16 protein-coding genes are annotated in these 19,733 nt (G+C 68.7%); 8 read left to right on the top strand and 8 right to left on the bottom strand.

Annotated features, from left to right (window positions below; translation table 11 throughout):
- The first annotated feature begins 26 nt into the window (after positions 1-26).
- Positions 27-290 (top strand): DUF3040 domain-containing protein, encoded by a 264-nt coding sequence (locus tag FB558_RS27985; RefSeq protein ID WP_142058375.1) that lies wholly within the window; start codon positions 27-29, stop codon positions 288-290.
- Positions 291-345: 55 nt separating this feature from the next.
- On the opposite strand, the gene FB558_RS27980 is transcribed toward FB558_RS27985, so the two are convergent.
- Positions 346-1,419 carry a flavin-containing monooxygenase gene (locus FB558_RS27980; RefSeq protein WP_142058373.1) on the bottom strand — a complete coding sequence of 358 codons (1,074 nt, stop codon included), beginning with the start codon at positions 1,417-1,419 and terminating at the stop codon, positions 346-348.
- Positions 1,420-1,478: 59 nt separating this feature from the next.
- On the opposite strand from FB558_RS27980, the gene FB558_RS27975 reads away from it, so the two are divergent.
- Positions 1,479-1,832, top strand: a complete 354-nt coding sequence (locus tag FB558_RS27975) for an ArsR/SmtB family transcription factor (RefSeq protein WP_142058371.1) — start codon at positions 1,479-1,481, stop codon at positions 1,830-1,832.
- A gap of 586 nt (positions 1,833-2,418) precedes the next feature.
- Here FB558_RS27975 and FB558_RS27970 read toward each other — a convergent pair.
- The 4 genes from FB558_RS27970 to asnB all read right to left on the bottom strand — a co-directional run bounded on the left by FB558_RS27970 (position 2,419) and on the right by asnB (position 9,936).
- Entirely contained in the window at positions 2,419-4,116 is a 1,698-nt protein-coding gene (locus tag FB558_RS27970; protein WP_281288698.1) for a UvrD-helicase domain-containing protein, read from the bottom strand.
- A 26-nt stretch (positions 4,117-4,142) separates the two neighbouring features.
- Positions 4,143-6,029, bottom strand: coding sequence for an ATP-dependent nuclease (locus FB558_RS27965; protein ID WP_142058367.1), 1,887 nt, complete (start codon positions 6,027-6,029; stop codon positions 4,143-4,145).
- Positions 6,030-6,628: 599 nt separating this feature from the next.
- Entirely contained in the window at positions 6,629-8,017 is a 1,389-nt protein-coding gene (locus tag FB558_RS27960) for a right-handed parallel beta-helix repeat-containing protein (protein WP_142058365.1), read from the bottom strand.
- Positions 8,014-9,936, bottom strand: a complete 1,923-nt coding sequence (asnB, locus tag FB558_RS27955) for an asparagine synthase (glutamine-hydrolyzing) (protein WP_142058363.1) — start codon at positions 9,934-9,936, stop codon at positions 8,014-8,016. The genes FB558_RS27960 and asnB overlap by 4 nt, the downstream gene beginning before the upstream one ends.
- Before the next feature lie 1,392 nt (positions 9,937-11,328).
- Between asnB and FB558_RS27950 the strand changes: the two genes are divergently transcribed.
- The 4 genes from FB558_RS27950 to FB558_RS27935 all read left to right on the top strand — a co-directional run bounded on the left by FB558_RS27950 (position 11,329) and on the right by FB558_RS27935 (position 13,577).
- Positions 11,329-12,519 (top strand): lipopolysaccharide biosynthesis protein, encoded by a 1,191-nt coding sequence (locus FB558_RS27950; RefSeq protein WP_142058361.1) that lies wholly within the window; start codon positions 11,329-11,331, stop codon positions 12,517-12,519.
- Positions 12,473-12,916, top strand: a complete 444-nt coding sequence (locus FB558_RS27945; protein ID WP_142058359.1) for a hypothetical protein — start codon at positions 12,473-12,475, stop codon at positions 12,914-12,916. Before FB558_RS27950 ends, FB558_RS27945 begins: the two co-directional genes overlap by 47 nt.
- Before the next feature lie 42 nt (positions 12,917-12,958).
- The gene (locus FB558_RS27940; protein WP_211366882.1) at positions 12,959-13,189 is read left to right on the top strand and encodes a hypothetical protein; all 231 of its coding nucleotides are present in this window, start codon (positions 12,959-12,961) and stop codon (positions 13,187-13,189) included.
- A gap of 79 nt (positions 13,190-13,268) precedes the next feature.
- Positions 13,269-13,577: a site-specific integrase gene (locus FB558_RS27935; protein ID WP_142058357.1), complete on the top strand. Its 309-nt coding sequence runs from the start codon at positions 13,269-13,271 to the stop codon at positions 13,575-13,577.
- A 523-nt stretch (positions 13,578-14,100) separates the two neighbouring features.
- Here the strand turns inward: FB558_RS27935 and FB558_RS27930 are convergent.
- The 3 genes from FB558_RS27930 to FB558_RS27920 form a co-directional block, all read right to left on the bottom strand.
- On the bottom strand, positions 14,101-15,135 hold the full coding sequence (locus FB558_RS27930; protein ID WP_142058355.1) for an NlpC/P60 family protein: 1,035 nt from the start codon (positions 15,133-15,135) through the stop codon (positions 14,101-14,103).
- Positions 15,136-15,810: 675 nt separating this feature from the next.
- The gene (locus FB558_RS27925; protein WP_246106683.1) at positions 15,811-16,782 is read right to left on the bottom strand and encodes an IS30 family transposase; all 972 of its coding nucleotides are present in this window, start codon (positions 16,780-16,782) and stop codon (positions 15,811-15,813) included.
- Between the two features lie 71 nt (positions 16,783-16,853).
- Complete coding sequence (locus FB558_RS27920) at positions 16,854-17,963, bottom strand: VldE C-terminal domain-containing protein (protein WP_142058353.1); 1,110 nt, start codon at positions 17,961-17,963, stop codon at positions 16,854-16,856.
- 845 nt (positions 17,964-18,808) lie between these two features.
- On the opposite strand from FB558_RS27920, the gene FB558_RS27915 reads away from it, so the two are divergent.
- Both FB558_RS27915 and FB558_RS45315 read left to right on the top strand, forming a co-directional pair.
- Positions 18,809-19,216 (top strand): L,D-transpeptidase, encoded by a 408-nt coding sequence (locus tag FB558_RS27915; protein WP_246106785.1) that lies wholly within the window; start codon positions 18,809-18,811, stop codon positions 19,214-19,216.
- 97 nt (positions 19,217-19,313) lie between these two features.
- Positions 19,314-19,703 (top strand): HoxN/HupN/NixA family nickel/cobalt transporter, encoded by a 390-nt coding sequence (locus tag FB558_RS45315; protein WP_281288690.1) that lies wholly within the window; start codon positions 19,314-19,316, stop codon positions 19,701-19,703.
- The last annotated feature ends 30 nt before the right edge of the window (positions 19,704-19,733 follow it).

Below are 19,733 nucleotides of genomic sequence, written 5' to 3'. Positions count from 1 at the left end.
TCCCGCGAGGAGCGAGACCGCGAGACATGTCGGAACAACGGAAGCTGATCGGCATCGAAGGACACCTGCGCCGGGAGGAACCGGCGCTCGCGCGCATGCTCGAGGAGTTCCGCTGCCCGGATCCGCTGCCGCGAGCCATCGCCCTGTCACTCGTCGCGGTCGCGGCGGCGATGCTGCTGGGGTCGTTGTTCACGACGGCAGACGGCTTGCTCACCGGCGCCGGACTCGTCCTCGCCTCGACCCCGGTCGCCTGGCTCGTCAAGGTGGCTCGACGCACCTCCGACCGATGACCGCCAGGCGCCCGAGCCGCCGGACACGACTGGCTCGGGGCCCGAGTGGCCGCGGTCAGGCGACGGCGGTGTAGGCGCCGCGGACGTGCGCGCTGAGCGGTCCCAGGACGTGCGCAGCGTCGCGGCTCACCCCGCGCAAGGTGTTGGAGGCGAACGAGCGCTGGAGCTCGAGCCCCGTGTAGGCGAGCCCCGGGTGCGTGGTGGAGATGCCGCCGACGTGCACCGGCATGCCGTTCTGCAACGCGCTGAGTGGTTCCAGATAATCCAGGTTGGGGCGGTAGCCGGTGGCGAAGACGACCGTGTCGACGTGCTCGCGCGACCCGTCCGGCCACACGACCGTGTCGGCGTCGAACGCGGTGAACATCGGGCGGCGGTCCATCACACCCGTGTTCAGCGCCGCGCCGTACTTCCCTGGATCGAGCACGAGAGTGCTGGTCAGCAGCGGCGCCAGCCATTCCAGGGGGAAGTCGTCGAAGCCGGCGGTGAGGCGGTGGTGGATGTCGCGGCCGTCGGGCTGCTGCGCGACGAGCTGCAGAGGGCTGCGGGACGCGATCGTCGTGGTCGCGACGGCAGCGAGGTCATAGGCGATCTGGACGGCCGAGTTGCCACCCCCGACCACGACCACGCGTTCGCCGACATGGGCTGCGGGGGAGCGGAAGTCGGCCGCATGCAGGATGCGGCCCTGGAACTGGTCCTGTCCGGCCAGCAACGGCAGGTAGGGGTTGTCGAACGACCCCGATGCGGCAACCACTCCCGCCGTCTCGATCTCGTCGCCCCCGACGGTGGAGACGAGGAAGCCGCCGCCCGGTCTCGCGCTCACCGCGGCCACCCGCACGGAGGTGCGGATCTCGACGTCGAGGCGGTCGGCGTAGCTGGTCAGGTACTCGGTGACCTCGTCGCGGCTGGGGTAGTGGTCGGGATCCCCCGGGAACGTGGCGTCGGGCATCGCGCTGAAACGGGCCGGCGAGAACAGCCGCAGGCTGTCGTAGTAGTCCGGCCAGGAGCCGCTGGGCCGGTCGCGAGCCTCCAGTACCAGCGGGCGGACGCCTCGCCGCTGGGCTTCGCGGGCGGCGGCCAGCCCCGACTGACCACCGCCGATGATCACCAAAGGGTGAGAGATCGTCGTCATGACCGCATCATATCGTCATTTCGCGAGATGACGAGAAGAATCTCTGGGACACTGGACACATGAGCGTGGATGGCGGCAGGAGCGAGGCGGCGCGCCGGCCGCGGGCAGAGGCGCTCGACCCGCTGCCGGTCGAGCTGAGCGCGACCACCCGGGAGTTCCTGAAGGCTCTGAGCAGCCCGAACCGGCAGCGGATCATGCTGCTGTTCGCCCGGGGTGCCGAGCTGTCGGTGGGTGAGGTGGCCGAGCAGATCGGCATCGGCCAGTCGACCGCATCGGAGCAGCTGTCGGTCCTGCGTCGCGCCGGCATCGTCACGTCCCGTCGCGACGGCAAGATCGTGCTGTACCAGTCGGACCGGGCCGGCGCCATGAGCGTCCTCGCCGACCTGCAGGCCTATCTGCAGACGTGCTGTTAGACGCCGGCGGATCCGCGCAAGCGGACGGGTTGCACGACGTGCACCGTGTGCACCACTCCGAGCTCCGCGGGGCCCGATCGTCCGGGCGCACCCGCCGGGAAAGGGTGATGGCGCCGGCGCTGAGCCGGTGTCTTGATGCCTGAGGCGAGTCGGCGTGGTGTCGGACCCGATCTTGGGCCCCTTGACCACTCCGGTCCGTAGCAGAGGCGTCTACGAGCGGAGGGCGCGACGGCGAATCCGGCCGTCGTGCTGACTTCATCGGAGGGAACGGTCAACCCTGCCCCTTCACCTTGCATGCCGTTGCTGAAGTAGCGGGCGGGGGAGCCCCTGGCAGCGAGCCGGTGGGCAGGGTCGTCGAGAGCGTCCTCAATGACCTGAGCTCCCTGAGGCCAGCCCACCAGCACCACATCCTGTTCCGGGCGGTGCCGCGCGTTGTTTCGAGCAGGGTCAGTAGTGCGGTGACGCCGAGGCGCGAGTCGCCGAGGTAGAAGCGAGCGGGGTACGTCGAAGTCGATGGGCTTGCTCGCTGGTGACGGTCGTTTCGCCCCTGTCGCGTTCGGGTGTACAGGCAGCACGACAGCGGGCCTCAAAGGTGTCGAAGCAGGGGGGTGTGGTCGGTGTCGGTGGCGATGATCGTCCACATGGACCTGCCGCGGGTGAGCGCGACGTAAAACAGGTTGCGGCCCTCTAGGTCCTCCGGGTAGGAGCGGTGTGTGGCGTCGGCGATGATGACGGCGTCGAACTCCTTGCCCTTGGACTGATGGGCGGTCATGACGTATAAGCCGTCCACTTCGCGAGGCGGACGTTGGGCCGCGGCTCGCAGCCGGCCCGAGGCTGCGACGATGTCGGTGTCGAGACAGCCGGTCGTAGTCGTGGCGGTGTCGCGGATGGCCCTGACCATGTCGGAGGGCGGGACATGATGCCCGGCCTTCTCGCACGCGTCGAGGACCTGTACGAAGACCGGGAAGTACACGGCGGTGCCGTCGCGGTAGAGCACATTAAGAGCGTTCAGAATGGGTTCCGCATCAGGGCTGCACCGCTTGAGGTCCACGCCGTCAGGCTTCAGTCGCTTCTCGATCTGCTTCGCCAGACCGTTCGGGAAATCCGGTACGATCTCGGCTACCGCGGTCGCGAGGTGGTGCGCCATGTCATGCGGGCCGCTCAGGGTGGCGAGGTCCTCGAGGTGGGCGCGCGCGTCCTCGAAGTCGGTCCCGCCGGTGCGAGCACGCGGGTGACACCCTTCCCGGGTCAGGTAGCTGCGGATGCGTCCGGCGTCGGCGTTGTTCCTGGTGAGGACGGCGACTCTCTTGTGGCCCGCGTTGAACGCGGCGCTGACGGCGTACTTGGTGGGTGCGAGCATGCCGGAGGTGCCGTACTTGGCGGGTCGTCGCGTGATCTGTGCGCCCCCCAGCCGTGCCGCTGGCGCGGCCCGGCCGTCGAGCCGTTCGCGGACGGCGAGTAGCCATTCCCCGGCGTGCTGATGGTCATGCCAGCGGTGCGGGGTGCACAAAGTGAACTGGGCGTCGCAGTCTTGGAGGTGGGCGTCGAGGCGCTCGGCGCGGGCTCCGCGGAAACCGTGGATGAGCTGCATGGGGTCGGCGAGTACAACGAGCGTGGCGGGGTTCAGGCGGCGGATGACGGCGTCCTGGAGGGCGGAGGCGTCCTGGTGCTCGTCGGCGACGATGATCGGGTATCTGGCGCGGTAGGCGGCCTCCAGCGCGGGGAAGTGGTCCAGAAGCTGCCAGAACAAGGCGCCGAAGTCGTCGAAGACGAGGCGCCCGGCCTTGTGCTCCGCCTCGACCGCAGCAAGTAGGCGCGCGGTGAGGCTGGCATCCGGGGTGCGGTCGTCGCGGAAGACGGGGAACCTCTGCTCGGCGAATGCGTCGAGCAGACCCGGCAGCTTGTTCAGTCGCTTGACCGCGGTGGGGTCGACGGCCGTGAGCGCCTGTAGCCGGCGCTTGGCGCTGACCACCTCCAGCTCAGGAGGGAGGCCGAGCGCGGTGCGATGCGCGCGGACTGCCGTCCAGAACAGGCTGTGGTAATTGCTGACGACGACCCGGCGGCGGACACCGCCGCTGAGCTGTTGTGCGGCTGCTCGCGCTAGCTGGGCGGTGGCCTGGTTGGAGAAGGTCAACAACAGCACTCGCGCCCCGACGGTGGTGTCCGGCACTGGTGGGGAGGGTAGGTGCGGGATGAGCGATCCGGCTAGGCGTGCCGCGAGGTGGGTCTTGCCGGTTCCGGGTGGTGCGACCACGACCCGGCGGGCGGCGCTGCTGGCACACACCGCGTCGTGGTCGGGATCGTGTCGGCTCACGCCGATCCCTGAGGGGGCGCCGCGGAGTTGGAGTGAGGGTCTGCGACAGGGACGGGGGCGGTGAGGGTGATCTCGTGGCCGTGCGGTTGGCACCCGGCGCGGATCCAGGCCTGGAGTTCCATGAACGCCGCTCTGAAGGCGTGTGGTACCCCGGCGGTCTTGACGAGCGCCTCGGCGAAGACCCGACCCTGGCGGGCGCCCTTCATCTCGAACGGCGTGATCGTCTTTTTGCCCTTCGGGGCGAGGGTCTTCGCGACGAGGGCGCGCGCCTGAGGCTCGGGCATCGCGGCGAGGAACTCCTCGATGGTCGTGGCAGCCTCGGTCGCAGCCTGGGCGTCCTCGGGAAGGCTGTTGCGGCGGGCCTTCAGATCGCCGTGCTGGGAGGTCCAGTCGTAGCCACGATCCTCGGCGAGCGCCTTGAGTGCGGCTGCCAGCGCCGTGAGCGGCGCGCCGGTGGCGAGGGACTCCTCGAGGTTCTGCCGCCCCTCATGCGGGTCGTGCACGATCAGGGCGGCGCAATAGCCCTCCGAGCGGTGGGTGGCCAGTTCGTCCGGGCGGTCCTGCTCGGCGAGCACGACAACCTGCTTGCCGCTCTCGTTCAAGACGCGGGCGATCTGTGGCTGGTTGCCCACGCCCTCACAGTTGATCAGGTCGATGCCGAGGGAGTTCATCGACTTCACTTCGCCGGTTTTGGCCATCGCGGCCCAGAAGGTCTGCAGCACCGGTACGTCGCTCGGGCCCTCCACCAGCAGCGGGATCGGCGCGAACAGGCCGCGCGCGGCGGGCCCGTCCAGCCGGCGTTCGTAGCCCTGCTTTGCCTGCGCGGACATGTCTCGCAGTGCCTTCGCCGGTCGTCGATCTTCGCTGAGGATGACGACGTCTTCGGGGGTGAAGCCGCGGATGATGTCGGGGGAGTGGGTGGTGAGGAACAGCTGCCCGCCGGTGTCCGGGATGTCGTGCAGCATCTCCACCAGCTGGGCTTGACGTAGCGGCTCGAGTGCCTGTTCGGGCTCGTCCAACGCGACGATCGGCTCCAGCCCTGCCTTGCGGGAAAGTCGGAGTAGCACGGTCACCAGCAGCAGCCGCTGGGCGCCCCGTCCTTGCCGGAGGAGCGGGATCGTCACCCCGTCCGCGCCCGGGATGGCAAGCCGCAGGGTCTGCAGGAGCTCGCGGTGCGACAGTGCGCCGATCTCGAAGAGGGGGTGGTCCTTGTCGTGGCCAAGGCCCCAGTCGCGCAGGTCGCCGCCGAGCTGCTGCAGGACGGGCTTGACGGCTCTGTGGGAGTTGAACGCGTCCGCGCCCCCGCGCAGAGCGGAGCGGAGCGTGTCGACGGGTTCGGTCAGCTCCGCTTTCTCGAACAGGCGATCCAGCGCTCCGCCCTGGTAGAAGGCCAGCTCGCGGGCGGGGTCGCGGCTGCGACCGTCGTAGAACCAGCCGACCCGGCGGCGCAACCCGATCCCGAACCGTGCGCCGTTGGACTCGGTCTTGGCGAAGGTGTGCTCGAGATCGAACTCTGAGGAGCCGGTGACCCGGACCCGGATGATCGGCTCCACGCCGTCACCGCCAGGTTCGGACACGACCGCCTTGTCGTGGTCGCGCCACCCCTCCAGATGATCGATCACATCGGCCGAGACATCTGCCGGCAGGTTGGCCAGCACGGCCTCGATCTCGAAACCGTCTTGGATGTCCCGGGCGTAGTAGTCCAGCTCGGACAACGGCTGACGGCCCCGGCCGACGCCGTCGTGCAGCAGAAGGTCGAGGGCCTCGAGCACGGTGGACTTGCCTGTGTTGCTCGGGCCGATCAGCACCGTGCATAGGCCGGGATGCAGCACCAGCTGCTCAAGGCCCCGGTACCGCGTGACGGTCAGCCGCCGGATCCGCATCAAAGATCAACTCTCGGGGGAGCGCGGCTCTCGTCCGGGTGTCGCTGCCGGTGACGCCACGGCCGCGGTGCGTGGACGCCGAGTGAGAGTAAAGCAGTATCGAAGTGGTCTCAGCACGTCACTAAACAACAGCGGTGTCGTTTACGCGCCCAGCGGACGGGACGGAAGAGACGAGCGGGCGATTCGTCGTCTGGTGCGGCATCAAGACCGCGGGCTGGACGGGGCAGGATGCCGAACGCGCACGGCGACAGGGTGCCGTACACCCGGTGGGCGGCCACCGTCGTCCCCGACGGCGTCTTGTTGCGTGGGCTCGGCCTGCCATATCGCGCCGTACGGTCCACGGCCCCTCCTGAAGCTGGGGCCTGAGGCCACAACCAGCGATCAGGTCGCGCATCAAGTCGAGCGCGCCTGAGTGCACGTGTGCAAGTGGCTGCGCCCGCCTTCCGTCCCCTAATATGTCGCACCTCCAACCAGCGCGCACGCCGCCGCCGACGAGATCAGCGCTGCGTCCGGCTCGACGGGAAGTTGCGCTCGACCTCTTCGTTGCCACCGCACAGTCGATCCCGTGTCTTCCGGTCCGAACGTCAAGGCCCTCTGCGTCAGTCGCTCAGCACGTCGCCCTCGCGGTTGCCGAAGACCTCGTTGTCGCCGGAGGGGTCCAGCGGCGAGCCCTTGAGCATGACCCCTGCGCGGCTACCGAAGATCGTGTTGTCGGCGATGTCGACACCGCCGTCCACGTCGACGTAGATGCCGTATCTCTCGTTCTCGCCGATGACGTTGTCGCGAACGGCCGTCCGCATCGACTCGCTGACCAGCCGGATGCCGTCTTGCTGGTTGCCTCGGATCTGGTTGCGCTCCACGACGTTGCCCTGCGCGGTCTGCCCGACCCCGATCCCGGACTCGTCGTTGTCGTAGACGCGGTTGCTGCGGACCGTGTTGTCGGAGGACTCGTTGATGTTGATTCCTTGTGCGGCGTTGCCGAGCGAATCGTTGTTCTCGATCAGGTTTCGATCCGATCGCAGGTAGAGCACGATCCCGTGGTGCTTGTTCGCGTAGACGACGTTGTTGCGGACCACGCTGTCCGTGACGTCCTCGGCGAGGATGATCCCATGCTTACCGTTGTTGTAGACGGTGTTGCGCTCGATGACCAGGTTGCGTGATCCGGTGTGGGGGTCGACGCCGTACAGCACGTTGTCGTGGAACTCGTTGTCCGCCACGACCAGGCCGCTGACCTCGTAGCTGTAGAGGCCGAAGTAGTTGTGAGACACGACGCTGTTGGCGATCGTTCCGCTGGTTCCGTCGGTGCGCCACGACAGCCCGTAGGATTCAACCTCTGCGCTACCGAGGAAGCGCAGCTCGGCGCGGTCGATCGTCATCTGCCCACCGTCGCGCGCGAGCAGGTAGCCCCGACCGTCGGTGTACTCGGTGTCGGCGCGGCTTTGTGCCATGTCCCAGGAGGTGATGCAGCTGCCGTTGATGTTGAGAGATCCACCGAGTGCTTTGAGGGATGCGGTACGACTACCCTCGCTAGACAACCTGAGCCATCTCACGGTCGGAGCGGTGATCAATAGGGTTGCTCCCGGCATGATGACGAGGTCGGCGTCGAGCAGCCACTCGCCCGGGGCGACCTCGCGGAGTGCGGCCGGGTCCCGTACGGCTTCGGCCACCGCCGGGAGCGTCGCATCATCCCCGGCGACGAGTTCGATGGTGTTTGTCGCGCGGTCGAATCGGGCGGCGACGCCGGAGGGTGCAGTATCTGCCGGCCCTTGCGCAGGCCCCTGCCGACTGCACGGCCGCGCTGGGTCGACGGGGTCGGCGGTAGCGACCTCGCGTCGGGCGAGTGGCTCTGGGGCGGGGGCCGAGCAGGCGGCGGCCGCGAGGGAGAGGGCGACTGCCAGAGCGATGAGGGTCGCCCCACGAAGCGCGCCGGGGACGGATGCGCCCGTATATCGAGATTTCATGATCTCCCGTTCGAATTGCTCGTTCACACGAGGACCGGAGGGCAGGGATTGGGGATGTCCGGCTGGATCCGGTTCTCGACGAAGATCCCGTGCCAGATCAGGAATACGAGCAGCGTCCAGATCCGACGGCTGTGATCGATGCGCCCCTCCTTGTGGAGGTCGAGCAGGCGCTGGACCTGACCGAGGTCGACGAGGTGGTCGGCCTGAGAGCTACGGACCAAGCCGCGCGCCCAGCCGTACATCTCGCCGCGCAGCCAGTGCCGGATGGGGACAGGGAAGCCGAGCTTCGGACGATGCAGCACGTGCGGCGGGACGATTCCGTCGAGCGCTTTGCGCAGGCCGTACTTGGTCGTCCCGTGGGCGAGCTTTAGGTCGGGCGGGAGCCCGGAGGCCACGGCGAACACCTCGGGGTCGAGGAACGGCACGCGCAGCTCAAGCGAGTTTGCCATCGTCATCTTGTCGGCCTTGACGAGGATGTCGCCTCGCAGCCAGGTGAAGAGGTCCACGTGCTGCATCCGCGCTACGGGATCCCAACCCGTCGACTCCTCGTAGTAGCCGCCAGTCACGTCGATGTGCGAAAGCCGTGAGTCGTGCTGGCGCAGCACGCCGCCGAGCTCGTCGTCACGGAAGATCCTTGCATTGCCGTAGTAGCGTTGCTCGATCGAAAGGGCGCCACGGCGGAGGAGATCCTTACCGCGCATCCCGTCCGGCAGGCGGGTGGCAGTGCGGCCGACCAACCTCCGCAGTGCCCCTGGGAGCCTCTCGAAGGGTGCGAGCGACCGGGGCTCGCGGTATATCGCGTAGCCGCCGAACAGCTCGTCCGCACCCTCCCCGGAGAGCACGACCTTGACGTGCTTGCGCGCTTCGCGGGCGAGGAACCACAGTGGCACGAGCGCCGGGTCGGCGAGCGGGTCGTCGAGGTACCAGACGATCCGCGGCAACTCGTTCATCACCTCGTCCGCAGTCACGGTGCGCACCACGTGCCTGACGCCGATCGCTGCCGCCGTCTCGGCGGCGACATCGACCTCCGAGTACCCCGTCTGCTCGAACCCCGTGGTGAACGTGATCAGGTCCGGGTTGTGCTGCTTGGCGAGCACGGCGATCACGGTGGAGTCGATGCCACCCGAGAGGAATGCACCCACGGTGACGTCGGCTCGCATGTGCTTGGCGACGGAGTCGCGCAATACATCGGCGATGCGAGTCGCAGCAGCTGCCGGCGTGCCGCTTTCGCGGCGGAACACCGGCCGGAAGTAGCGCTCGTGCTCGACCGGGCCGCCAGGGCGGACGGTGATGTGGGTTCCGGACTCAACCCGACGGATGGCGCGGTGCATCGTGGCCGGCTCGGGGACGTACTGGAGGAGCAGGTAGTGCTGCAGTGCCACCGGGTCGAGGTCGGTGATCGGGCCTGCCGTGCCCAGCGCGGACGCGATCTCGAGCAGGCTCTTCTTCTCGCTCGCGAACGCCACTCCCGCTTGACCAGTGGCGACGTACAGCGGCTTGATCCCGAACGGGTCGCGCGCCCCGAACAGGACGCGCTCCTGTGCGTCCCAGATCAGGAACGCGAACATGCCGCGCAGCCGGCCGACGGCCGCGGCGCCCCAGTAGTGGTAGGCAGCAACGACGGCCTCGGTGTCGCCGTCGGTGGTGAACGTGGCGCCGTCCCGTGCTGCTAGCTCGGCGCGCAACTCGAGGTAGTTGTAGATCTCGCCGTTGAAGACGATCGTGTAGCGGCCCGGTTGGTCAGGTGGACCGTACCGCAGCGGCTGGTGCGAGTGCTCGAGATCGATGATCGAGAGTCGATTGAACCCGAACGCAACATCGGCGTCGTGCCAGGTGCCGCTTTCGTCGGGCCCGCGGTGGTACGCACATCTCATCGCGTCGGAGATCGTTGATGCATGTGTCGCGGCATCTGCCGCGGCGGTAAGCAATCCGACTAGTCCACACATGGGACCAATCCCTTCGAGGGTGAATGCGGCCGCTCGGGTTGGTGGCGTCAGCGCATGGAGCCGGCTGGACGTGATCGCAGGCGTGCGTGATCGCGACCGCTCGACGGCCTGTTGAATCGCAGGGAAGCGGCGTGCCCGCCGGATGCAGCGCTCGGAGCGCTAGTTATCGCGGGCTACGCCGAGACGTGAGTCGAGGCCGAGGAGTCGAAGTAGGACCGTCGCGAAACTGCACAAGGTCAACTACGCTGGAGTGCCGCGTTGGCCACCCGCGGTCGGGTGGCGCTCGCCGTACTCCACGGCGGCGTCAAGACCTGCCGCGCTCGTCCCGGTTCAGCCGGCGACTCGTGAAGGGAACGGTGGTCCCCGCCGTAGAACTTGTGGTGCCGGAGACCAGCAGACGGCGAGGCCCTTCGGACACGTGGTTCCTACTCGGACCGGCGACGGAGGGTCGATCGACGACGTGAGTAGTCGGAGCCAGCGTGTGAACGGCTGCAGTGCGGCGAGCAGGAGGAACGCCTGCTCGGCTCCTACCAGTGCGGCAACGAGGAGCGCCGTGAGCAGTAGGTGGACGCCACTGATCGAGACATCGGTCGCCGCATGGCCCAGATCCGGGCCGTGTGCGGCGGATTCGGCGGGAAGGAGTCGGGAGACAGCGTGCAACGTGGGCTGAGCGACAACCGCACTGCTGAGGCAGGAGAGGACGAGTCCCTGCTGGCCCGCGGAACGCACGCGCACCACACCTATGAGGGCGACGACGATGGCGAGGGTTACGAATCGCACTGGGTCATCGCCGGTCACCAGGTGGGCGACAACGGCGACGGCACCTGTGGCACCGGCGGCGAAGGCTGCGGCCGCGTGCTCGGACCGTGCGGGGCTGGGCCGGTGGAGCATCCAGCACCTCCTCCCGCCGGACAGGCAACGGAAACCGACCCTACCGGACAGGATCTGCATGGGGTGTCCCCTGCGACAGGGGGTGGATGTGCCCCAGCGCTGCTGCATCCAGCTCCTTCCAGTTGGCCCACATCCACCGGCTGACGCTGCTCCCGAACGCGCACCTGGCGATCGCCGACGACGCAGGCTCGTCGCCGCCGAGCCGGACCAGGCATCTCGACCGGGGCTGCGGCGTCGGACAGCTGCCTCATCGCCGCGCGCTTCTTCTCAGCGCCGCTTCAACTACGTACCTGCATAGTAGGTCTACATCTCGGGCGGCTGGCGCTCTGAGACTCTGAGTACTGGGGGGGTATGAAGTCCGTGACTGAGTCCGCCGCCCCTTCCCACAGCGGTTCCCCCTTGCGACGGGCCTTCGGACTCTTCCGCGGCTGGCGGACCCCACAGCATCGGGACGGTCTGGCCCTCATCCTCAGCACTGGCCTCACGTCCGGCCTCGGCTTGGTGTTCTGGATCCTGGCTGCTCGGCTGTACGACCCGGCCACCGTCGGCCTGAACAGCACGCTCCTGTCGTCGATGACGCTGCTGGGCGCGGCTGCGCAGCTCAACCTGGGCAACGCAATGCTGCGCTTCGTCCCTGTGGCGGGCGGTCGCACCAGGGGATTGGTCGTCGCGTGTTACGCGGTTGCGATCGCGGCAGCCGCCGTCGCGGGTGCCGTGTTCGCTCTCGGTTCCTCGTGGTGGTCTCCGGTGCTGCACGCGGCGTTCGGAGAGTCCCACGGTGAGTCCCAGCTGCTCGCGTTCTTCGTGGTGAGCACACCGGTCTGGACGATGTTCGTGCTTCAGGACTACGTCCTGCCGGCGATCAAACGTGCCACCGTCGTGCCGCTGGAGAACCTCGTCTTCTCGGTGCTGAAGATCCTCTTCCTCGGTGGGGCGGCCGTACTGGGGATGAGGAGCGGGATCGTCGTCGCCTGGGTCGGCGCGACCGCGCTGATCGTCCTGGTCACCACCGCCTGGCTGGCGCGCGTCCTCCCGCGCCGTTCGGCGGCCGACCCCGTGCCGCCGCCCTTCGCGGTGCGAGACATCACCTCGTTCATCCGGGCCGACTACGCGGGCTCTGTGTTCCTTCAGGCCGCGGTGTTCGGTCTGCCGCTCGTCGTGCTGGCCCGGCTCGGGCCGGAGGCGGCCGCCGTGTACGGCATCACGTGGCAGATCGCGTACGCGTTCTACCTCGTCGTCGACGGCATGGGTCAGTCACTGGTCGCGCACATCGCCGCCGATCCGGACCGGTTGGAGGCGGCTCGCCGCAGCATGATCAGCAAGGCGATGCTGCTGCTCGTCCCGGGCGTGCTCGTGTGTGCGGTGGTGGCGTACCCGGTGCTGTCACTGTTCGGCCCGCTGTACGCAGACGAGGGCGGCCTGCTGCTCGTGCTGCTGGCGCTGTCGGCCATTCCCAACGTCATCACGTGGTCGACGGTGTGGGCCGCCCGTGTGCACCGCGACGGACGCATCCTGTTCTGGCTACCCGCCGCGATCACTACCGCGGTCTTCGGTGCTAGCTGGTTCCTCATGCCCGTGTTGGGCATCATCGGCACCGGGGTGGCGTGGCTCGGCGTGCAGAGCGTCGCTGCCGCCGGCGTCCTGGTTGTGTCCGCGTTTCGCTCACGAGGCCGGCGAGCGCTGTCTGCGTGATGCCGGCCCCCCGGACCAACGCGGCTCACGCCTGGGTCTGATCGCGCGTAGATCCCCACCGGCCGCTCCCACCGCGCTCAGTCGTACGCGTCGGCAGGGGGCCCTCGACCGCCGCGCCGCGCGGCGAGCCCGCCGACCGAGAGGGCGTCTCCTCAACGTCGCCGAGTTCGCGATCGCGATCGGCCTGCTGTTCGGGATCGCCACCCAGCTGGCCGCGCTGGGCGCGCTGGCGTTGATCGGCCCGATCTGGCTGATGCTGCTCGACGAGGGCCCGTATCTGTGGTCCTACCCGGTGGAGCTGGTCCCGTTGCTGATCCTGGCGATCGTGCCCGCCGGCCGCGTCCTCGGCGTGGATCGCCGTCTCGCCGTCCGCTTCGGTGGCCGCTGGCCGTTCTGACCCGCCGACGGCGAGGCAGGCTCGCGTGGTCAGCTGGCCGCCATGTCCGCCGACGTCGCCCGGCGCAACCTCGCCGCGCTGATCCCCGACGGCCCCTGGCTGGGGTGGGCAGCCCAGCTGATCCCGGCACTCACCATCGAAGCCGTCATCGCCTGGTTGGACGCCGGTCAACCCGACCCCGACCACGCCCCCGACAGGATCGGGCGGGCCGTCCACGGCGTCATCCAGGCCGCCCAGCCCGCCGCCTCAGCAGCGGCAAGACCGCCGGAGTAGCGCGAGAGAACCGCTGGAAGGTGTGAGCCAGACCGCACTGCATCCGTGATCGTCGGGGTCGGCCGTAGCGTCTGCCGGCGTGACCGACCTCCCGGTGCTCACCGCCGTTTCACTGCCGGCGCTCGTCGAGGACGGGGGCGGCCGGCTCGCGCGGTTGGTCGTCGCGTGGCTACTGGGCTATGGCTCGCCGCACACCCGCCGCGCCTACGCTCGCGACCTCACCGGCTGGGCGACGTGGTGCGCCCGTCTCGACGTCGACCCGCTCGTCGCCGACCGCGTCCACGTCGACACCTGGGTCCGGTACCTCGCCGAGGGCGTCGCCTTCGCGCCGGCCACCGTCGCCTGCCGGCTCGCCGCGGTGTCGGCGCGCACTTCAAGGTGGCTGTAGCCACCGAGACGGACCTGGCGGCGGTCCTGGCCCGCGGCCTGGAGGCCGAGGTGATCGTCGCTGACATATCCGGCAGGCAGAGGCGGCCGCCGTCGAGCGGGAGAACAATCGCCACCTCCGCGGCCCGCTCCAGGATCGCGCCGAACTGGGCCTGCTGGTCGGCCAGCACCCGCTGGGTCTGACCGGCGGTCTCCTCGAACCGCGCGAGCAGCGCCCCGAACGACGCCCGTCCGTCGGTCTGCAGGCGGCTGGCTTGCCTACGCAGACACTGACGCTGGGCGATCGCAGCGGCTACGCCTGGCCGCAGGTCGCGGTGACGCGGCGGTGCTCGGAGTCGTGCTGCTCGTGCCGACCCAGCCATCGCAGTGGCCGCTGCGGCCACGCTGTCGAGCGTGGGCTTACCTGGTCGTCCAGATCGGGGCGACTGTCTGCATCGCCCTGACCCAGTGCGGACGCACCGCGACTCTGATGGTGATGCACGCGCAAGAGCGTGCTCGTCGACGGCCTGGAGCGTGACGAGGGATCATATGCGGCGGGCGCTGGTGAACGTTCTGCTCGACACCTTCTGGTACTTCACCACGTCCCCGGTCTGTGGGGCGGCGAGCATCTTTCCGTCACCGACGTAGATCCCCACATGGCTGATCGGCTGGTAGGAGAAAACGAGGTCGCCAGGACGAAGATCGGCCATCGGCACAGAGCGGCCGACGTTGGCCTGCTGGCTACTCGAGCGCGGGAGAGTGATCCCCGCCCGTTTGAAGGCCCACGATGTGAGCCCGGAGCAGTCGAAGCTGTTCGGCCCCTCCGCCCCCCACTTGTAGGGCTTGCCGAGCTGGGTCTGGGCCGCCCGCAGCGCCTCGACGCCCGCCCCGCTACCCACGATCGGGCCGCTGGGCCCGGTCTCGACCGGACCGGTGCGCTCGCGCCGCTGCTGGGGCGTGAGCCTTTCGAGGAGCCGCTCTGCTTCGTCGATGCGAATCTCAGCGTCGCGTTTGCGCGCTGACACTTCCTGTTCGGCGCTCGCAGCCTGATCGGCTGCCGCTTGCGCACGGTGCGCTGCGACGTCGGCCGCCGCTTGCGCACGAGTCGTCTGGTCGACGACAACAACGAGCTGGTCGAGCACCTCACGGTAGTCGGAGGCGATGGTCTCCAGCGCCGACATCTGCTCGATGAACTCCTGCGGCGAGCCGCTGGAAAGGAGCGCGTTCAACTGGTCGAGCTTGCCGCTCTCAAAAGCCGACATGGTCACGGCGTCGACCTGTTGGCGGAACTGCTCCTCGTCCGCCTTTGCCGCATCCGCCGCAGCACGGGTCGGCGTGACGGCTTCCTGGAGCGCGGCCAGTTCGGACTGCCGTGCGTCGAGAGCGTCGGTGGCTGCGTGCCATTCCTCGGTGAGAGCCTCTGCCTCCCGCTGCACCTGTTTCAGCTGCTCGGCAGCCTCCGCGGCGTTACCAGGCGGTTGCGGCTGAGCTACGGCCGGGGCGAACCCGGCGAACAGTGCGAGGAGCACGGCGACAGCGGTCGCCATGGTGTAGCGCCCGACCAGCGTACCCCGGGTCACGTTTCGAACCGACCAGCTTCCGCAGATCGAGTCGTCGGGGGTGGGCGGGCCAGGCCGAGGTGGCTTCACGCGACCGGGTCTCCTCTCGCAATCTCGCGAACACTCTGACCGAGGGCGTGCGGGTCGGGCCGTACCGGTCGAAGCAATGCGCGGGGACCGAGCGTCGCCACTCGCGTCGAATGACTGAAATGTCGCAAGGTCTCGCAGAGATTAGGGCGCCGTGCCAGAGCGATCCAGCCCCCGTCGGTCGCTCATGGCGGCGGTGGACGGTCGCCCACGGGCCGCACGAGGCGTCCAGTAGCTCGGTCAAGTGAGCGATCTGACCCTATGTGCTTGCGCGTATGCTTACCGTCAGCGCTCGTGGCCGCTGGGCGCTTGTAACTGGCCGCCAGTCGTTCTTCCGACCTGGACGCTTGATCTGCGGGCCTGGCGTGGCGAGGGCTGGGCCTTGCGTCGAGTTGCGCGATCGCCGCGCTGGACGGCAGATGAGCTGTCTTCGCCGCCTTCGGTGTGGTCTCGAACTGCGACCAGCCGCGCCGACGGTGGGTCGGCGATCCCGTCGGGGAGCGACGATGCCAAGGACGGCCACGATATCGATCAAGAGTTCACCGAGGGCATGAGGCCTACCCGTGCGCCGCATTTCCGCTCGCCCGTGAAACGGAGGTGGCGGCAGATTCAGCCAGTCGAAGCATTCGCCTCGACGAGTTCGGTGAATAACTCGGAGGGCTTCTTCCAGTTGTGAATCTTACGGGGTCTGTCGTTGATGTCGGAAGCCACCATCGCCAAGTATGTCGGATCGGAGGTGATTGTCACACCTTTGGGGAAGTACTCGCGCACGATGCGGTTGAGGTTCTCGTTGCTGCCGCGCTCCCACGGGCTGTGCGGATGGGCGAAGTACACCGGCAGCCCGGTCGCGGTGATCGTGGCGTGTCGGGCCATCTCCGAGCCGCAGTCCCAGGTCAGCGAGCGACGGATCTGGTCGGGCAGGCCGTGGGTGGCGGCGATGACCGCGTCACCCACGGTCAACGAGTCACGCCCGGTTAAGGGCACCAGGATGAGGAACCGGGAGGTGCGCTCGACCAGCGTCGCGACCGCGGTCTTGCCGCCCTTGCCGATCACGAGGTCCCCCTCCCAATGCCCGGGCACCTGACGGCCCTCGACCTCGGCCGGGCGGTCGTCGATGTAAACCGGCTCCCGGATCCGCGGCGCCGGCTCGGGGCGCCGCCCGCCCTTGCGGGCCTTACGGCCGGTGCGCAGGCTGATCAGTTCGCTGGCCAGGGTGGACACCGGCTGGGCGTAGACCCACTGGTAGATCGCCTCGTGAGACACCCGGCAAGCCTGGTCGCTGGCGTACTCGACCGGCAACCGGCCCGCGATCGAGGCCGGGGACCACCCGTCGCGCAGCTGCTGACACACCACTGCCCGCAGCCGGGGTGAGCGCTCCACGGCGAACCGCTTCGGCCGCTCGCGCGCGGCGCACGCCGTGGTGTCCGCGACCACCGCCCGATACCCGCCACGGCCGCCGTGACGGGCCACCTCGCGCGAGATCACCGACGCATCGCGCCCGAGCCGCAACCCGATCTCGGTGAACTGCAGGCCCTCGGCCAGGCCACGGGAGATCTCCTCACGATCCGACAACATCAACATCACGCGCACGGCGGGCATCCTGTCCCACCGAACTCCCAAGATCAAATGCTACGACCGGCTGAGCCCAAGGGCTACTGCCGAAAACTGACGTGGAGGTGGTCGAAGTGCCCTCCGGTCGCTTCTTCGGGGTCGTAGACGCCGCCGCCCGTGTAGGGCCTGCCCCAACCGGTGGCCGTATCTGCGCTGCCTGCTGTCCAGATGCGTCCCTGCCAGATGACGTAGGAGACCTCCAGCGGGTCGGCATGGGTGCGGAACCAATCGGCTAGTTGCCAGCCCGCCTCCAGTTCGTCGCCTGCGGCGAAGCGCCCGGCTGTACCGGGGAAGAAGTCACAGGCCCGTCCCTTGGGGTGGTCGCTGCTGGGATTCCACTGGTGGGGGTCCCAGCAGCCGGTAGCTCGGATCAGAGATCCGCCGCGGTAGCCGCCGAACACGCGGTTGACTTCGTCGAGTGCGTGTCGGGTGGCCCCGGTGAGACATCCGCCGGAGGTGGGATCGTCGTTCACACAGCCTGAGGAGGGGCCACTGTACGGTGCGGGCGCAGGGCCGCGCGCACCACCGCGCGGCGCACAGACATCGGTCGTCGCGAGCGAGGCCTCGCCATCGACGTCGGCCAGCAGCTTGGCTGCGTGTTGCTCCCACTTGCTGTACGCGGTGGGGAATGCCGAACGTTGAACGGTCTGCGCAGCCCTCCAGAGCGGCATCTCGGTCCAGCCTGGTACGGCGAGTAGCCGACGGTAGAACTGCACCGCAGCGTACGTCGGGTCCGTGACCTGAGCGGGGGAGCCCCAGCCCTGTGACGGACGCTGCTGGAACAGTCCGAGCGAGTCCCGGTCCCCGTAGTTGATGTTCCGCAGCCCGGACTCTTGCATCGCCGTCGCAAGCGCGATCCACTGGCCGCGCACGGGAACTTGCATCTGCCGGCCGACCTTCACAATGATGGCAGCGTTCGTTCGCTGCTCGGCGGTCGCCTCCGACGCCGTGCCTCCGGTGAGAGGGGATATCTCGTCGGAGACGCCACAGCCGGCACGGTTGGCGAAGTGCCCGGCATTGCTGGAAATCCACAGAACGGTGTGGAAGGCGATCAAGCCGACCAGCCCGATGAGGGCGAGAACGAGCCCGACGACCGCGAGGCGGACTGCGCCTCGGCGCAGAGCAACGCCGGCGAACTCGAGGGAGTTCACTGACCACCTGCTGCTGTGACGACGAGCGGAGCGTCAGGAGGACGGGACCGGCGTGCCACGCCGGTGCACGCTAGCTCGGCGAGGTACCGCTCGTCATGCCGCCGAAGGAGGTACGGCGGCGGTGCAGCCCCCAGTCCGCTCTCGGCGCGATGCGCGCCATGTCGGCGTCACCTGTACGGCCTCGAACATGTGGGTCGGCGCATCGGCGTCACGTCAATGGTGGCGCTAAGCATCTTCAAGGCAGAACGCCTCCTCGTGCGAGGACACGAGGGCGGAGTCCTCCGGACGGATCTCGCCTGGCCGTGGCCCGTCGCGGCCTTCTGCGCGATGCTGCACGCCGCTGCCGACGAGGTCAGTGCCGCCGGCTCGACACCTCTGAAACATCTGACGTACTGGTCGCGACGTTGCTGTCGATGCTGCACCAGCATGCTGGACTCTGAGCGTCGAGTACGAAGTGCTGCTGGAGGCCGCTCACGCCGCAGTGATCCCTGCGGCGAGGGTCGCCGCTGCCTGCTCGAACCGAGCTGTGCCGGACCCGGTGAGCGCCCAGCGCCTCCTCGCCTGCGCCCGGGCGGCCGAAACCGAACTTGCCGGACACCGGTGGCGCGAGCTGGCCTGCCCTCAGCGGCAGCTGTTCCTTGCCCGTCTTGTGTCGTTCCGTAACTACTTCACCACGGCACGTCACCTACCAGGGTTCCCCGCCGTTGAAGTGTCGAGAGCACAGGAGGGAGATGCGGGTGGGTAGGCACGTCTGGCGGAGGCCTCGCAGTGAGCGGACGCGGCAGGCACGGTGGCCTGCGCGGGCCGTAGCGGGGCTGGTGGTTGCGGGACTCGCAACGGGCGGTGTGGCGGTCGCCGCGCCCGGCGACCCGAGCGCCACGCTCGTCGCCGACGACGCCGTGCCGGGCACACCCTGCTCGACCGCGGCCGAAGCCTGCGTGGACCTCGGGACCCACACCGCGTGGTTGATCCGAGACGGGAAGGTCATCCGTGGCCCAGTGCCGTTCGCCGACGGCGATGTCGAGGATCCCACACCGCGCGGCAGCTTCCGGGTGGAGTGGAAGGCGGAGCAATGGACCAGCCGGGAGTACCTCACCCCGATGCCGTGGTCAGTGTTCTTCGCCCCCGGCGGGATCGCCTTCCATGAAGGGAGCCAGGAGACGGCGTCGGCCGGCTGCGTGAAGCTTGGCCCGGAGGAGGCGCATGCGTGGTTCGACTACCTGCAGGTGGGTGACGACGTCGAGGTCCGCTGACAGCTGACGCCGAGCGGTAATTGAGCAGCCGGGGGGTCCCCACTGGGCGGGTCGGGCGGCTGCTGCGGCGCGGCGCATCTATCCCGGCGGGCTGCTCATGGGGCTCGGATTCGGCAGCCCACCCAGGTCGCCCTGCTGGTACTCGCTGCGGGCTCCGCGGCGTTCGCCCTGCCGCGGTACGCGATCCTGGTGCTGCTCGCCCCGGTCCGCAGGGTTCTACTACAACCTCACCGTCGCGGTCATGTCGGTCGTCGTGGCGCTCGTCATCGGTACCGTCGTGCGGGTCGGCTCCTGGCCGAGGAGTTGGGCGTCGAGTCCGGGCCTGCTCGCACGGGTCGGCTCGCTCAACATCGATTACATCGGCTTCACGATGGTCGGGCTCTTCGTCCTCACCTGGCTGATCGCAGTTGACACGTGGAGGTTCGGCCGGATCGAGGAAGAGCGCTGGACCCGGCGTACGGCTGATTCTGCGGAGGGCGAGAGGTAGCCGTAGCGCCCCGAACGCGCCAGGTGGAGT

The organism is Pseudonocardia kunmingensis (assembly GCF_006716445.1).
Classification (GTDB): domain Bacteria; phylum Actinomycetota; class Actinomycetes; order Mycobacteriales; family Pseudonocardiaceae; genus Pseudonocardia; species Pseudonocardia kunmingensis.
The sequence above is the reverse complement of the archived record's forward strand: the minus strand, read 5'-3'. Positions and strand labels throughout refer to the sequence as shown.